Here is a 16134-nt window from a genome sequence, read left to right as displayed (position 1 = left end):
CCAGAAGCAAAACAGCCACGCCCTAGGTGGGCGTGGCTGTTGGGCGTTTAGGCAGTTCGGATCAGGTGTCGCCGAAGGGGTCGTCTTCCGCCTTCTTCTTCGACTTCTTGTCCTTCTTCGGAGCTTCTTCTTGCTTGGGCTCCTCCGTCGGGGCAGCTTCCTCCTTTTTCTTCTTTTCCTTTTTACTGGGCTCGGCTACCGGCTCGTCGGCTGCGGCCGGGGCTTCGTCCTTTTTCTTTTTGTCCTTCTTGGCAGGCTCTTCGGCCGGAGCGGCGTTGGTGTCGCCAAAGCCATCGGCAGCAGCGGCTTCGTCTTTCTTCTTTTTCTTTTTGCCGGCGGGCTCCGAGTAGTCAATGGCGCCTTCATCGGCAACGGGCGCATCCTCGTCCTTCTTCTTTTTCTTCTTGCCAGGCTCTTCCATGAAGTCGAAGTTGCCGGTGCTCTGCGGGCGTGTTACCTGCTTTTGCGGCTTGGTTTCGCCTAGGTAGTCTTTGCGGAAGTGGTTTACGAAGAGCACCTTTTCTTGCTCATCGCCCAGGAAGAAGCCAAAGTTGGTGGCCGTGTTGTAGTCGCCTTTGGCGGCCCGGCCCAGGATTTCGTCGAACTCGCCGTGCTGGGCTTTGGCCAGCAGCTTGTTCTCGGAGTACTTGAAGTAGTACCAGGTTTCGGGGTCGGCTTCGAGGTACAGTTCCACGGCGTCGCCGGCGCTGCCTTTCTTGATTTCGATGTAGCCATCGATTAGGGCGTTAATGTCCTTCTTGCCGACGCTTACCAGGCCAATTTTGCCCACCGAGTACCAAGCGTTGTGCTTATTCGACCACTTCAGGTTCACCCGGTTCAGCACAACGTCGTGCAGGAACTTGGCCGACACCTTCTGCAGCGGCACGTAGCTGCCGCCTTTGCGGTTGGCGTACTCGCCAATGGCTTTCGAACCGGCAAACTCGCCCAGCTTGTAGTACTCGTCTTGGGTGCTGGTTAGCGCCTCGGGCAAGCCCTTGGCGTACTTGGCCAGGTCGGCGGCCATGGCCTCGAAGGCTTTGTCGGGGAAGTTCAAGTCGAAGGCCATCATCGCGTCGATGTTGTAGCGACTCGAGTCGGTGTTGGCCTTGCCGATGCCTGAGGCGATGATGCTGTAGTCCTTGTTCGAGTTGATCAGGTTGAGCTTGCCCCGGAACCCTAGGTGCCCGGTGGTGTCATTCAGCGTCAGCACCGAGCCCTCGTAGATTTCGGTGTTCAGCGCATCGTGCTGGCTGATGGTGTACACGCGCTTCTTGGGGTCGTAGGTGAGCGTGCCACCTGCCTCGAAGAAGTTGCCATCGGTAACGTTGGGCTTGGCGGCCACAAACAGCGGGTAGGGTTTGCCGGTGCCCTCGTTGGCAAACAAGCCCGTAAGCATGGGCGTCCCGTCTTCGCTCTTGGTTTCCTTTAAGTGAATCTTGACGAACTGCGGGTCGATGCTGTCCTGCACCGGGAACCAACCGGCTTGTGCCTGTTGCTTGCTGAACTCGAGGCGCGCCTGGCCATCGAAGGCAAAGCCTTTGCGCTGCGAGTTCATCGTCATGGCACCGCGATACTGGATGCGGGGCGCAATCCGGAACTTGTCGGCGGCCTTAATATCGGCTTGCGCCAAGGTGGGCAGGTGCTCGGGGCCTTCGTCGGTGCCGCGGCTTAGCAGGCCGCCGCGCTTCTTGCCTTCGCCCTTGGCCACGGCAATGCCGGTGGAGTCGGTGCGGAAGTTGCTGAACTTAATGGCAAACGAGTCGGTGGGCGTTTTGTAGCGGTAGAGCGCGTTGCCTGTAAAGGCCAAACGCGACAGCACCTTAATTTCGCCTTTATACAGCTGGTGCGGGCGCTTAAGGGTGTCCAGCGTGATGCCCGCGTTCTGGAAGGCGCGCATCTCGGCGTTGGGCAGCACATACACCTTGTTCGAGTCGGGCTGAATCCAGGCATCGGCGGCGGCAATGTAGGGCACGCCGTTGGCCACCAAGCGGTACTTGTTCAGGTCGTACATACCGGTGGCAGCCCGGAAGCGCAAGCCCTTTTGCTCGGGCTTCACCGAGTAGAAGTAAGCCGAAGTCGAGTCCTGGCCCGGCGCTACGCGCAGCTGCACCGATTTCTTCTTGAAGTCCCAACGGCCACCGCTCAGCGAGGTGCGGTATTGCGAGTACGGCAGCTCGATGGTGGTTTTGGCGTTCTGCTCGCGCGTAAAGTCGGCGTACCCGCGCTTGATGTCGTAGGTAAACGCTACGTCGGGCGCGGTAAGCGCGGGCTTGTTTGGCTCCGCCGATTTTACGCTCACCACCGCGTTGTTGCCCTTGTACTCCGTGGGCAGGAAAGTAAACGAAGGCGAACGGATAACCGATTGCTGGCTTTCCATGCGGCCCGTACCGTACAGGCCCTTCGGCGTGAGCGTAGCTACTCCTTTGTACTGGTAGGTGCCGTCGTAGAAGCGCATCGACTCGCCGCCGGGCGGCGTGGAGAGGTACATCGAGTCGGCTTTAACCACCCATTTCATCTGGTAGCCGGGCAGCAAAGCCACCTTCGGGTACTCAGCTCCGTTGAGGGTGCCTTCCTTGATTTGAGCGGTTTTGCCCACCGTCACCACCGAGTCACGGTAGAAAATGAATTGGTCGCTCTGCAGCGTGCTCGAGAGGTAGCTCATTTCGCCTACCCCTTGAATGCCCCGGTTGCTCATGCGCACCTGATTGAACAGGCGGCCCTTGCCCCCGTACACCGGGAAGCCCTCTTTCGGTACGGCGTACACAAAACCTAGGGAGCCGTCGTCCTGCATTGAGAGCTTCGTTTTGATATCGGGCAGGATTCCGCCCGACACGAACGTGCCCTTAAAACCCACCGCCGTGCGGTTGGCGTTGTTCAGCGAGTCAAGCTTGAACGGCGGGATGTCGAAGAAAATCGTGGTGTCGTAGGCGCCGCCCAGCACTTCGGGCTTGTTGAAGAACACGTAGGCACCAGTAGTAGCATCGAAGGTGGGGTAAGCACCCAGCTTTTTGCGGCCCGATTTGTTGTTGGGCGCGTTGATGTACAAGCGACCCGCCGAGTGGCGGTCTTTATTGGTCAGCGTGAAGTCGGTTTCCTTGCGTGCGCGCATCACCGAGCCCTTCGAGTTCTTCCCCTTCACAATGATGGAGTCGATCTTGAACATGTCGATGTAGAAGCCGTCGTAATCAAACTTGAACTCCTTGCCTTTAAACACGAAGGCCGAGGCCACCACCGTGCCGTTGAACTCGATGTTGCGGTTTTTATGCACGCGCACAATGGCCGAGTCGGGCTTCACGAACACGGCAATGGAGTCGTCGGAGAAGTTGAACTTGTCGACGCCCCGTACCGTGAGCACGTTGCTGTTCAGGTTAAGCGAAGCGTTGCGCCCGTTCGGCGCCAACGATTTGATGGCAATGTGGTCGTAGTCCTTTTTGCCGCGCGAGGAATTTACGTAGTGCAGGGCTTTGGGCAGCAACGTGATGTTGCTGTTCAGGGGGCTGATGGACACGTACCCGTCGCGGGCGAGGCCGGCCACGGCCGAGCGCACGTTGGCCTCCTTGAGGTTGAGCGACTGGGCTAGGTCTTGCACCGAAAACCGCTTGGCATTGCCGTGCGATTGGCTGTAGCCCACCACCATCTGCAGCGGGTGCATCTTGTTGATGCCCTTGATCTGTTGGTAGCGCGTGTTGGTGTAAAATTCCTTCGACTCAAAATCGGCCGTAACCTGGTTTTTAGCCGTCAGGGTCTGGAAATCGATGTTGGGCGTAGCGAGGTTCCACTTGGCCTGCTCCGCCGCTATTTCCATCTGGTGGTAAGAGTCGTAATAGGGCGTGGTTTTGTACAGGCCTTCTTCGCGGGCCATTACCAGCACACGGCGCGGCTTGGAGTACTTCAGCTTCACGCCGGGGTGCGTGAGCGAGTCTAGCTTGTCCTCGAAAATGGTAATGGCGGCGCGGTCGGCGGTAATCAGCGTGTCGCCGAGCATGTAGCTGCGCGAAGCCGCCCGGAAGCGCGGCTTGCCATCGAGCTCCACGGTAATGCGCGACAACGAACCGTCGAGCGCTGAGCTGTACATCTGCTTGCCATTGAGCGAAAAGCCACCTTGGTACTTGATGTTTTCGCCGATGTTCTTGATGCGGGCATCGTTGGTGAGCGAAACGAACCTAGGGAAGCCCGTGTCGGCACCGCCTTTTTTCTGCACGCTCTTGTAAGCCATGGCGCCTTTCACGGGTGCCTCCAGCACGGCCGGGTACGTAAGCGTTACGGGCTCGGCCTTGAATTGGGGCTTGTCAACGTCCATATCAAACGGGCCCAGCTCAGCCGTGAGCGGGTTGCCGTTGATTTGCCAACCAAAGGTGCCGCCCTGCCCCACGTACTTGCCCGTGGTGGTTACCAGCGAGCCGCTGGTTTTCTGAATTACCGCCGAGTCGTAGGCGGTAGCAATCAGCAGGTCGGCGTCTTTCAGCACCAACACGGGCCCTTTGGTGCTGGGCGGCGCGTAGTAGCTGCTGTAGGCCGGAGCTTGCGGTTCGGGTTCCGGCTCGGGCTCAGGCGCGGCGGCCGGCTGCGTTGCGGTTTTGGCCGGCGTGGCGGCGGTGGTTTTTTTGGCGGGCGCGGCCTTCTTTTTCACGGGCGTGCCCCAGCCGTCGTCGTTGCCCCAACCGCCGTTGTCCCAGCTTCCGCCAGAGTCCCAATCGTCCCAGCCGCTGCTTTTCTTTTTAGCAGCGGGCTTAGTAGCCGGCTTCGCGGCGGGTTTGGCCGCCGCTTTGGCCGGCTTGGCAGCAGGCTTGAGCGGCTCGGGCGTTAGCGGGGCCGGCGCGTCGGAGGGCTTGGGCGCGGGCGGCATGGGGTAGTCGGTGTCGTTGTAGGCAAACGTCACCAGGGTGTTGCTAGCCAGCTTCAGGCGGTTGTAACGCGAGGTGTACAGCTGGCTGGTTTTGAGGAACTGCGTGGCGGAGTTGACAAATTTCTCCAGCTCGCGCAAATCCTGTTGGGCCAGCGCTTTGCCCGTTACGTCGAGCAGCTGATCGGTTTGCAGGTCGTTGAGCGCCAACTGGCCTTGCTTGGCCGCTACCACCAGCCCAATCAGGGCCTCTAGGTGCGGACGCGGCTTCAGGCGGCGGGCCTGCATCTGGCGCGCTAGCTCAATGACTTTGCCTTGCTGCGTGGTGGTGAGCTTGTTACTGGCCCACAACTGCCGCAGCTGGTCGGTAAGCGCTATAGCCGGGGCGTTTTTGGTGGTAGCCATCAGGGCTACTATTTCCCCGATAAACTGCTCGGCATCGGTGCTAAAAGGGGTGGTGCTGTAGCGTACTACAGGCGAAACAGATGGAGTAGGATTGGTAGCCGGCTGTTGTGGCTTGGTAGTCTGGGCCCGGCCGGTAACAGCCGAACCCCACGCCAACAACGCGCAAAGCCCCCATGTGGCGAAGTGCTTCATACAAATGCCTTCACGGCAAAATGAGTCGCCTACAATTTCGGCAAAATTTGGCGCATTCATTGGAGCCCATTAGTCAACTAACTGAAAATCCACATTTTGCATTGAATGCATCCAAGTAGTAAATGTGGAATATTCGACGAGCTACAACGCTCGGCGCCTTCTTTTATTAGCCGCACGGCCCTAGGTATTTTGCATCTGCCAATGGCCAGGCAACTGCGTGGTACCTAGGGCCAAAGCAAACGCCCGGCTGGCGGCACAAGGCCACCAGCCGGGCGTGGTAACTGGGCAATAAGCTGCTTAGCGTATTTGCACCTGATAGTTTATTCGATAACGAGGCGCTGAACCTGCGGCCCGCTGCGTACCAGGTACACGCCGCTCGGTAGCGCGGCAGGCAATTGCAGGCGGGCAGCACCGGCGGCATCGGCCGTTAGCTGCTGTACCAAGCGCCCGGCAACGTCATACACCGATACCGCCGCCCCTGGCGCCACGCCGGTTACCGTGGCTTGGCTGCGCGCGGGGTTAGGGAACACGCGCAGGGCCACGCCGGCTTCTTCCAGGGCCAAAACGCGCACCGGCGAGAGGTGTTCGGTACCATCGGTGTCGACCTGGCGTAGGCGGTAATACACAGCAGCGGCACGGTAACGGGCTAGGCCAGCATCCACCCACTGGTAGTCGTTGCGCTGCGTGCTGGTGCCGCGACCGGGCACCTGCGTTACGGCCGCAAACTGGCGGCCGTCGAGGCTGCTTTCGAGCACGAAGTAGGCGTTGTCACGCTCCTGGGCCGTAGCCCAACGCAGTACGGCATCGGCTCCGCGGCGCTCGGCCGTGAAACTTACCAGTTCAACCGGCAGCGGGTTGGCCGCAGTGCCCAGCGTCCATACCGAGAAGCCCGTCACGCCTGTGGCCGTTACCACGTTGGCGTTGGCGTCGCGCGAAGCAGCAGCGACAAACTGCCACGGACCAGCGGTACCGGTGGTAGAGCGGAACAGACCTAGGGAGCTTTCGGTAAAGCCATTGAGCTCGACATCGGCGTAGCCAAACTCCAGCGTTACGTTCAGGCCTGTATTGGTTTGAGCCGTAACGTCGTAGTAGCGCTTGATGCTGGTGCTCGTGCCTTGGCCCGACAGCGCCGTGCCCGTCACGCGGCTCACCGTTGTTGTGCCAGGCAGCGTGGTGCCGCTCGGTGTCAGGGCCAGGCCCAAACCGCCAAAAGTTTGGCGGGTGCCGGCCACGTTCAGTGCGCGGGTAGTTTCCACGGTACCCGTCACGTAGCTGCTGCTCGACTCGGTAATGGTAGCAGTGCTGCCCAGCGTAATCTTGTTGGCTTCGGTGAGCAGCGTACCGGTCGTGAGGTTCAGTGCTTGCCCCACGGTCACGTTCCGCTGCAGCTGCAGCGTTCCGTTGGGCTTGTTCACCGTGAGCGTGGTAAAGCTCGGTGTCGCGCTGCCGCCAATGGTTTGGGTGCCGGTGCCCACAAAGGCGACGGTACCGTTGAGCGTAGCGGTGCCATTTTGTTGGAAGTTACCGGCCACGTTCAGCACCGCTCCGGTGGCTTGGGTAAGCACCGCACTGGTCGCTACGGTCAGGTCGTTGGCAGAGCCCGTACCGCTGCCCAACGTTGGGTAACGGCTCAGGCCAGTCGGGATGTTCACGCCCAAAGCCGTGCTGGGCTGCTTGCCGAAGCTCCAGTTGCGGCAGTCAGCCCAATCGGTGCTGACGGCGCCAGTCCACGTCACGGTGGTTTGAACCGGCTCGTTTACTGTTACAGTTGCGGTGGCATTGCTCACGTTGCCGAGGGCATCGGTCACTGTCAGAGTCACCGTCTGAGCCCCTACACCCAGGGCAGGCACCTGGCCGGGCGCCTGAAATGCCGTGCCCACCTGATCGAAGTTCAAGAGCGTAGCGGTGCGTCCGGCGGTCGTGCGGTCGGCCACGGTGCTGCCCGGCGCACCGTTGAAGTCGTAGTAAGCAAGAAGCCCCGTGGTGTTACCAGCCAGCGACTTGTCGTCAAACAGGTTGATTTGTGCAGCGGTGCGGGCCACGTTCCAGATGCGTACTTCGTCGATTTGCCCTTTCAGGTAGGGGTCTTGGCCGTACTGCGAGCGGCCCAGCCACACGTTGTTGAGCGTGCCCAACAGCGCCGGATTCAGGGTCATGTTGGCGTTGGTGCCCACCACCGCGCCGTCGAGGTACAGGGTCCCGACGGCTTGGCTTGTGGTGGCGTTCCAGGCCATTGACACGGCCACGTGATGCCAGCCCGTAGGCATGCCGGTGTTGCCCACGATGCGCTGCTCGCCCGCGCTGCTCCCGGTGGTAATGCCAAAGGCCAGCTTGTCCACCGAAGCGGCATTCCAGTTGGCGCGGGGCGTCAGGAACATGTTCACGTTCGTGCTGCTGCCGAAATCAAAGATGCGGGTCCAAACGCCGTTATCCTGGTAATTTACCCACGCTTCGAAGGTGAAGCTCTGGGCAGAGCCCAACAAGCCCGCAGGCAAGCTCACGTAGTCGTTCGTACCGTCGAGGGCCAGACCAGCGCTAGCGGCGCAGGGGCCGAACGAAGAAGCTGACAAGGCCACGTCGCCCAAGGTGCAGTTATCCGCGCTGCCGTTGTTAACGCTTGTGGGCGCTACGTAGGCCCGGCCAGTGTTATCCACTGTCACAGATACGTTTTGGGCCACAACCGTAGGGCCCGTGTTGTCCTGCACCGTTACCGTGGCCGAAGCTGTGCTGCGGTTGCCGCTAGCATCGGTTACGAGCAGAGTCACCGGGTTGGCTCCTATCTGGGCACAGGCAAAGCTCAACGAACTGGCTACTGCCCGCACGCTGATGTTGTCGATGGCAATGTCCACGTCGGTGCTGTTGATTTCACCCCGGAATGCCAGCGCCTGCGAGGTAGCTGTGGCCGTAAAATACACAGTGAAGGGCGTCCAAGTCAGGCCTGGGTCGGGCAGGGTGGCCACCTGCGTGCCACCAACGTCGATACCGAAGGCAATGGCCCCCACGCCCGCGCCGCAGCAGTTGGCATCGTTGCGATACGAGCCGCTGATCTGGTAGGTAGTGCCCACCGTCAGCCCCGTTAGGGTTTGAGTAGCGGTGGGGTCGGTGCCGGCAGTGCCAACCGAATTGAGCCACACGTAGCCCCCGGGGTTGCCCCCCGAGCTGCGATACTCTGCGTTGTTGGCAAGGCTCCAGCCAGTGGCATTCGTGTTGAAAGTGCCGTTGGCCACTAGATCGGTGGGACTGAGCAACCCTACAGCCGAGACAGAGCAGTTATCCGTTGAGTTGTTGTTCACCTGAGCCGCCGTTACGGTAGCGGTGCCGCCGCTGGTCAGGGCCACAGTTACGTTTTGGGCTACGGCGGCGGGGGCGATGTTGTCGGTAACGGTCACGATGGCCGAGCCAGTAGCGGTGTTACCGCCCGCGTCGGTTACGGTCAAAGTCACCGGCAGGCCGTTAGTTACCGGGGCCGCGGCGGTGCTCCAGGTGGGGTTGTTAGCGAGCGTGCCTTGGTTGGCAGCGGTGCCGGTGGCATCGGCTGCGCTTAGGCCGCTGCCCTCGTTGAGGCGGTAGTAGGCCACCAGGCCGGCCGTGCCACCGGGCAGGCCGGCGCCCTTAGCAGCATTTAGCTGAGCTGCGGTGCGGGCTACGTTCCACACCCGTACCTCGTCGATGCTACCGGGGAAATACTCGCCGTTGTTGGTCGAGCCAATGCGCAGGTTATTGGCGTTGGGCACAGCATGCCCCGTAGGCGTGTCCGAGCCGATGGCTACGCCGTTGAGGTAAATAGTGCGGGTGGTGCCGTCGAAGGTAGCCGCCACGTGGTGCCAGGCTCCAGCTAGGTTACCTGTGGACAAGATGAGGTCGTTGGCCCACCAATAGTTGATCAGGCCGCTGGGCGACAGGCGCAGGGCATTCACTTGGTTGTTCGTGCCGTAGTTGCCCCAGCCGATGATGCCGTAGGTGCCCATTTGCGTAGGCCTGATCCAAGCTTCGATGGTGTAGCTGCTGTTTCCCACCGGTACGGTCGCCGTCGCCGGAATAGAAACGTACTGGTTGGTCCCGTTGAACGTCAATGAGCTGGCTACGGTGGCCGGTACCGCATCGGCGCAGCTGAAGTTACTGGGCGATACGCTCAGCGCGTCAGCGGCAGCCGTGCCGCAGTTGGCGGTACTACTGTTGTTCACGTCCGTGGCCGCCACGGTGGCGTTGCCGTTCGCGCCCAGCGTCACGCTGGCGTTCCGGGTCAGGGCTACAGGCAGCGGGCACACCGTCACGGTGTTCGAATAGGCACCCTGGCCGGTTACCGAGGTCTTGTCGGCCCGTACGCGGTAATAGTACGTGGTATTAGCGGCCAAGCCCGTAATCGCCACGCTGGTAGCCGGCGCGGTTACGTTACGCGTCGTTAAGTTGGTTGTAAAGGTCGCGTTGGTCGCTACATCTACCGCGTAAGTATTCACCGTACCCAGGGTCGGCGCCGTCCAGGTGGCCGTAAAGCCGGCGGCGGTGCGAGCTGTGGCCGCCGTGGCGGTGGGCACCACCAGGGCATAGCTTTCCACCCAGTTGGAAGTCGTGTTGCCGCTGCCCAGGCCAGGGCTACCAAAGTTGGTGAGCGTGCCGTGGTTGGCGTTGGCCGTCAGGTCATACAGGGTAGTCAGGCCGGTGTTGTCGCCGCCGGCAGTGCCCGCGTCGAAGTTGTAGTAGGCCACTAGCCCGGGCGCTGTAGCCGCTACTGTACTAATCATGCTTGCCTGCAGCTCGGCCGCCGACCGGGCTACGTTCCAGATGCGCAGCTCGTCGAGGCGAACGTTGGCGAAGTAAGCGGCACTGTTGGTTGAGTTATTAGCAATGGCACCCAGCAGCAAATCGCGGCCCGTGATGTTGTTGACAGCCGCCGCGGCCGGAATGGCTGTGGTGCCTTGCAGCACGCCGTCAACATACAGCAGCAGGCTGCCACCGGAGCGCACGCCGGCCAGATGGTACCACCGTCCCAGGGTCATGGGGGTAGTGGCGCTTACCGTGTGGAGGGTGGTGCCGCTTTCCACCCAGAACGACGGAATATTGTTGTTGCCGTCGGAGGTGGTTTGCAGCAACCACTCATTGGTGCCGGACGTAGCGCCTGTGTTCCACTTGCCGCCGGGGGCCACCGCCTGGCCGTAGCCGATGGAGTTGGCCTGCTTCAGCACCCAGGCCTCTACCGTGAAGTTGCCGCTGCCAAAGTCCAGGCTGCTGTGGTCCGGAACGCGCACGTAGTCGTTTGCGCCGTCCAGTGCCAAGGCGTTACCCGGGGCGGGCAGCAGCGTGAAGGGCAGGCTAGCCGTACCATTGGCTGTGGTAATGCTCACGGTACCGCTGGCCGTAGCCGTCATCGGCACGCGCACCACCAGGCTGCTGCCGGTGTTGCTGAGGATGCCGGTCAGACCATTGGCGCCGTTGACGGTCAGGGCCGTAGGATTGCTCAGGTTAGTACCCGTCAGGGCAATACTCTGCCCCAGTCCGCCGGGGTTAGGGGCTACGGCCGTCAGCGCGGTGGCCGCGGGTTGTGTAATGGTAAAGTCAACGGTAGCGGTGCAGCTGTTGCCGTCGTATACGGTGGCGCGGTATGTGCCAGCCGTCAGGCCCGTGGCCGTGGCGGTGTACTGATTGAGGCTACCGGCCGGGGCCGAGAGGCGCGCCCAGTTGTAGGCGTAGCCACTGTAGGGTTCCCCGCCCGCGGCTGTTACCGTGGCCGTGCCGTCGGCGGCGCCGAAGGTGGTCACGTTGGTTTGCGAGCCGGTGGCCGTCACGGGCGTGCTCGGCTGGTTCACGGTATAGCTGCGGGTAATGCTGCAGCCGTTCGCGTCGGTAATGACAACGTTGTAATTGCCGGCCGTTAGGCCGGTACGGTCCTCGGTGGTGATGCCGCCTCCCCAGTTAAACGTATAAGGCGCGGTGCCGCCGACGGGGTTCAGGTTGATGACCCCGGTATTGCCGCCGTAGCAAGCAATGTTCGTGACTATCGTAGATGTATTTACCGACGACGGCTGCGTGAGAGTGAAGCTGCGCTGGGCCGTGCAGCCGTTGGCATCGGCCACGGTCACGGTGTAAGTGCCTGCAGTCAGGTTCGAGGCTGTGGCCGCGGTACCGCCGCTGGGGCTCCATGAATAGGTGTAGGGAGCCGTACCACCCGTCACGCTCACGGTGGCCGCGCCGGTCGAGCCGCCGTTGCAGCTCACGTTGGTTTGCGAGACGGGCGTAACCGTTAGGGCTTCGGCGGGCTGCGTTACTGTGGCCGTTACGGTGCCGGTGCAGCCGTTGGCGTCGGTGATGGTGACGGTGTAGGTGCCGGCTATCAGGCCAGTGCGGTCCTCGGTCGTCGGCCCCCCCGCCCAGTTATATGTGTAGGGCCCGGTGCCACCCGTGGGCGTCAGGTTGATCCGTCCATTCGAGCCCCCGAAGCAGGCTACGTTCCATACCACGGTGGTGCCGCTGATTGGGCTGGTCGGCTGACTAACGGTGATATTGCGGGTAGCGGTGCAGCTGTTGGCGTCGGTGATGACAACGGTATAGGTACCGGCCGCCAGCCCCGTGCGGTCCTCAGTCGTTACGCCGCTGCCCCAGTTGAAGGTGTAGGGCGCGGTGCCGCCCGTGGGCGTCAGGTTGATAGCCCCGGTGCTGCCGCCGAAGCAGGCCACGTTCGTCACTACACTGGTGCCCGACACGGGTGCCGACGGCTGCGTGATGGTAAAATTGCGGGTGATGCTCGCCCCCCCGGCGTCGTTAACAGTCACGGTGTAAGTGCCTGCAGTCAGGTTCGAGGCGGTGGCGCCAGTTCCCCCACTAGGGCTCCACGAATACGAGTACGGGGCGACGCCCCCGCTCACCGTCACGGTAGCCGAGCCGTTGCTACCACCGTTGCAGTTCACGTTCGCCTGCGTACCCGTGGTGCTCAGGGCAGCCAGCGTGGTGAAGCTCGCCACGCTGCCATAGGAAGTACCGTACGAGTTGGTAGCGTAGGCACTCATGTAGTAAGTGGTAGCGCCCGTCAGGCCCGCAATAGTTTCGGAGAACGCACCGGTGCCCGCTGTGGGGTTGGCGTCCTGTATCACGCCCGACTCGCCGATGTTGGGCGTGTTGTCGGTGCTGCTATATACCACGCCACGGGCAGTAACAGTGGCGCTGCCGGCGGCCGTTACGTTGCCGCCCAACACGGCCCGCACGCTGGTAACACCCGAAGCGGCGGCGGTGGTCACGGTTGGCACATCCACTACGAAGGAAGAGGACGTGTAGGTATCGTATCCGCTAGTGTTGGTAGGCTGCAGCGTGCCTACTGATGTCCCGTCTATCAGCACGCTCAGGCGCTGATCGTTGGTGCTGCAACACGTGCGTTGAGCCACCCGCAAGCGTACTTGGTAGATGCCGGCGCCCAGGGTGAGAGTTTGCTGCAGCTGTCCGTCGTTGCCGACGGGTCCGCTCTGCACAAAAGCTACTGCCGAACCATTGGGGGCGTTAGGCGCCCCGAAGTTGCTGCCATTAAAAGCAATTCCGGAACGCGCGTTGAAAGCCCACGACGCACCGGATGGATTATAGCCGTAATTGCCATTACTCAGTGCCCCCGTCGTTTCAAAGCTGAAATTCGCCACAGCACCGCTCACCGAGGAACCGTCTGAAACCCGCACAATTTCAACTTGATCAACAAAAGCGGTGACGTCATTGCCCCCAGCGGCTGAGCCTAGGGCCCTGATTATGAGTTGTGGGTTTGCCGCGTGGGCGCCAAAAACACTTGCCAGTAACGGCAGGAGCAGGAGCAGAAAGCGCCACAGAGTTGGACCCGGCCGGACCGAAGGCGACGCATGGCTTGCAATAGGCCCCCGGACCAATGTCGGATCAGGGGCCGTAAGGGAGTAAGAATGTTTCAAACAGCTAAGTGGCAACGGAATTGGAACGGCCCAACTCCACGCTACAAAGGTCCCCTCCCTGCCGATGCGGCGGCATCGCATGTTGATGCGACCCCGGCAATTTCCTATTCGCTTCGGAATGTTCTAATCAGCTACCGCCGTGTCGTTTGCGATTCAGCAATTCGGCCTTGGAATTGATCTGCAGCTTGTCGTACACGGTGCGGATGTAGGCGCGAACGGTATTGATGCTGATGCCTAGCCGGTCGGCTACCAGTTTGTAACTCAGCCCCTGCTCCAAAGCCTCCACGATCTGCTGCTCCCGCGGCGTCAGGCTGTTCTCGGCAGCGACGGGCGCTGGGCGGAAGTAGCGCATCACGTGCCGGGCAATGGCCGGCGACATGGGCGAGCCGCCCGCTAATACATCCAGCAGCCCCTGTTTAATCTCGGGCAAGGGGGTGCTCTTCACCAAGTAGCCAACGGCGCCGGCGCACAGCGCTTTGAAGGTGCGGTCGGCGTCTTGATAGACTGTAATCAGCACGACCTCTGCACCGGGCGCTACCTCGCGCAGTACCCCAATGCCCTCGATACCTGACATGCCTGGCAGGCCGATGTCGGAGAGTACCAAACGTGGTGCGGGTACCCCATCGGCCAAGGCCTCCAGTAGTTCTTCTACCGAGCCTACCACCAAAGTGCACTCAAACTCCGGCTGGGCGCATAAGTAAACACTAAGAGCCTGACGGATAGCGGGCTGATCCTCGACAATGGCCAGTCGGATTTTCATACTTCAAAAGTACCGCTCCCTCAGGCGCGGGAATATCGCATGATGATGCGGGGTAGGCGGCGAGTAGCCTACTTGCTGAGCCTGGATATCCTACGGTTTGCCTTCCAACCTGATGCCAAGGGCACCTCTACCCGCACACAGAAGCCTGTACCCGCGCGGCCCAGCGTAACACGCCCACCCATGGCTTTGGCTCGTGCCTGGATGTTGCGAAGGCCGTGCCCCGAACGGCGTGTATGGCCATGCCCGTCTGCTTGCTCAAGTACTTCGCCAAAGTCCCCGTCGTTCAGTACTTCCAACGTTAGTTCGTTCACCGGGCTGCATTCCAAACGTATCGTTACCTGCCGAGCTCCGGTGGCGTGCTTGATGATGTTGTGCAAACTTTCTTTGTAGATGAGATACAAATTGCGGCGCAACAGCACGGGCAAGCGTTGGCTCGGCAGGGCAATAGGCAACTCGAACACCACCACTAACCCTGCGGGGCCAAGCACCTCGTGGGCGTAGTCGCGCATACGATCCAGCAGGTTGGGCAGGTGGTCGTTGTGTGCATCGAGGCTCCACACCACGTCGTTAAGCTGGCGCACGGCCGAGCGGCTGGCATCGGAAATCTGACTTAGCTGTTGCTGTTGCCCCAGGGCATCTGCGAGTCCTTCTTGCAACAATCCGCTCTGCAGCGAGATTTGCGACAGCAGCGTACCCACGTCGTCGTGCAGATCGGCAGCAATGCGGCTGCGTAGGGTTAGTTCGCGGCTGTGCTGCCGACGTCGGTAAGCCCAAAGCGCGGCTCCGGCACCTAGGGCAACCAGCAGCGTAGCACCGGCCAGCAAGGCTTGCTGCCGCTGCTGGCGCAGTCGCTCCAACTCGCGCTCTTGCATAAGGAGGCGAATTTGTGCCTGCTTTTGTTGCATCTCGTGCCCAAGCTGCAAGGCCATGGTCCGGCGGTTTACTTCCTCGCCAAACAAGCTGTCCTTTACTCCCTCAAAATGCTGGTACGCTTTGTAAGCTTGGGCGTAATCCTGATGCTGGGCGTAGGTTTGGGCTAGCACTTCGTAAGCATCGCACAACCGCTCGGCTGAGGCCACCGCCTGGCTGGCATACAAGCTGCGCTGCGCGTACCATAGTGCACTATCGGTGCGCCCGAGATGCAAAAACGTGCGAGCCAACAGTGCCTGAGCTCGTGGAATCAACAATAGCTGGCCTGAAGCCTGGGCCTGCCGTAGCGTGGCATAGCCCAGGGCTAGCGCATCGGGGTATAAGCTTAATCGTTCGCTTACTTCAGCCAGATTGAGCTCCATGGCCAACACCACGGAAGGTTCGCCTGCTTTTCTGCTCACGGCAATGCTCTGCATGTAATACCGCCGAGCGGTGGCCCAGCGGCCTTGCCTACGACTCAACTCACCTAATTCGCCTAGGGCTAGGTTCATCCGGTCGGGATAGTTGTGCTCGCGCGCTACTTGCAGGGCTTCCAGCAAATAATTTTCCGCCAAGGCGTATTGCCCCATGCGGGTGTAAATACTCCCCACATGAATAACGGAGCTGGTATGGAAGCGGCGTTCGTCGCCGCCCTTACCCATCGCCATAACCCGAAAGCAGTACGACAGCGCGTCGGCGTAGTGCCCTTGCTGATCGGCAATGCGGGCTAACCTACCTAGGCAACGCATTACACCTCCTACGTCGTGCAGTTGGGCAAATGTTTCTTGGGATTGCTGCAGTCGTTGCCTGGCCGCTGGGTATTCGGCCAAGGCAATGTGGTGGTCGGCCAAATCCAATAGGGTTTCGGCCACAAGGTCGTCGGCGCCGCGCAGTTCGGAAGCAAGGCGCAACGCCTCGCGCCGTACAGGACCAGCGGCGCGTACATCGTAAGAAGTAAGTTCGCTTGCTAGGTGCGTTAGGAGGACTACCCGCTTCGCATCGGCCTGCGGGTGTTGCTGCACCAAAGCCCGCACGCTATCGACGCGCTGCAACTGCGCTTGCCGGTACAGGGCTCGCAGATGCTGGTCGCGGGCTCCAAGCAGCACCAAACGCAAGCTGTCAGCAGCTGG

Annotated in this window: 4 protein-coding genes; all 4 read right to left on the bottom strand. The window is 61.1% G+C overall.

The window, feature by feature from the left end:
• Nucleotides 1-61 precede the first annotated feature (61 nt).
• Nucleotides 62-5440, bottom strand: a complete 5379-nt coding sequence (locus tag D3Y59_RS15605) for a hypothetical protein (protein WP_162910836.1) — start codon at nucleotides 5438-5440, stop codon at nucleotides 62-64.
• Nucleotides 5441-5760: 320 nt separating this feature from the next.
• Entirely contained in the window at nucleotides 5761-12897 is a 7137-nt protein-coding gene (locus tag D3Y59_RS15600) for a LamG-like jellyroll fold domain-containing protein (protein WP_162910835.1), read from the bottom strand.
• Between the two features lie 565 nt (nucleotides 12898-13462).
• Nucleotides 13463-14095: a response regulator gene (locus D3Y59_RS15595; protein ID WP_119445889.1), complete on the bottom strand. Its 633-nt coding sequence runs from the start codon at nucleotides 14093-14095 to the stop codon at nucleotides 13463-13465.
• A 68-nt stretch (nucleotides 14096-14163) separates the two neighbouring features.
• Complete coding sequence (locus tag D3Y59_RS15590; RefSeq protein WP_240410603.1) at nucleotides 14164-16110, bottom strand: tetratricopeptide repeat protein; 1947 nt, start codon at nucleotides 16108-16110, stop codon at nucleotides 14164-14166.
• Nucleotides 16111-16134 lie beyond the last annotated feature (24 nt).

It is taken from the genome of Hymenobacter oligotrophus (assembly GCF_003574965.1).
GTDB classification, from domain to species: Bacteria; Bacteroidota; Bacteroidia; order Cytophagales; family Hymenobacteraceae; genus Solirubrum; species Solirubrum oligotrophum.
This window is presented reverse-complemented; position numbering and strand designations above follow the sequence as displayed.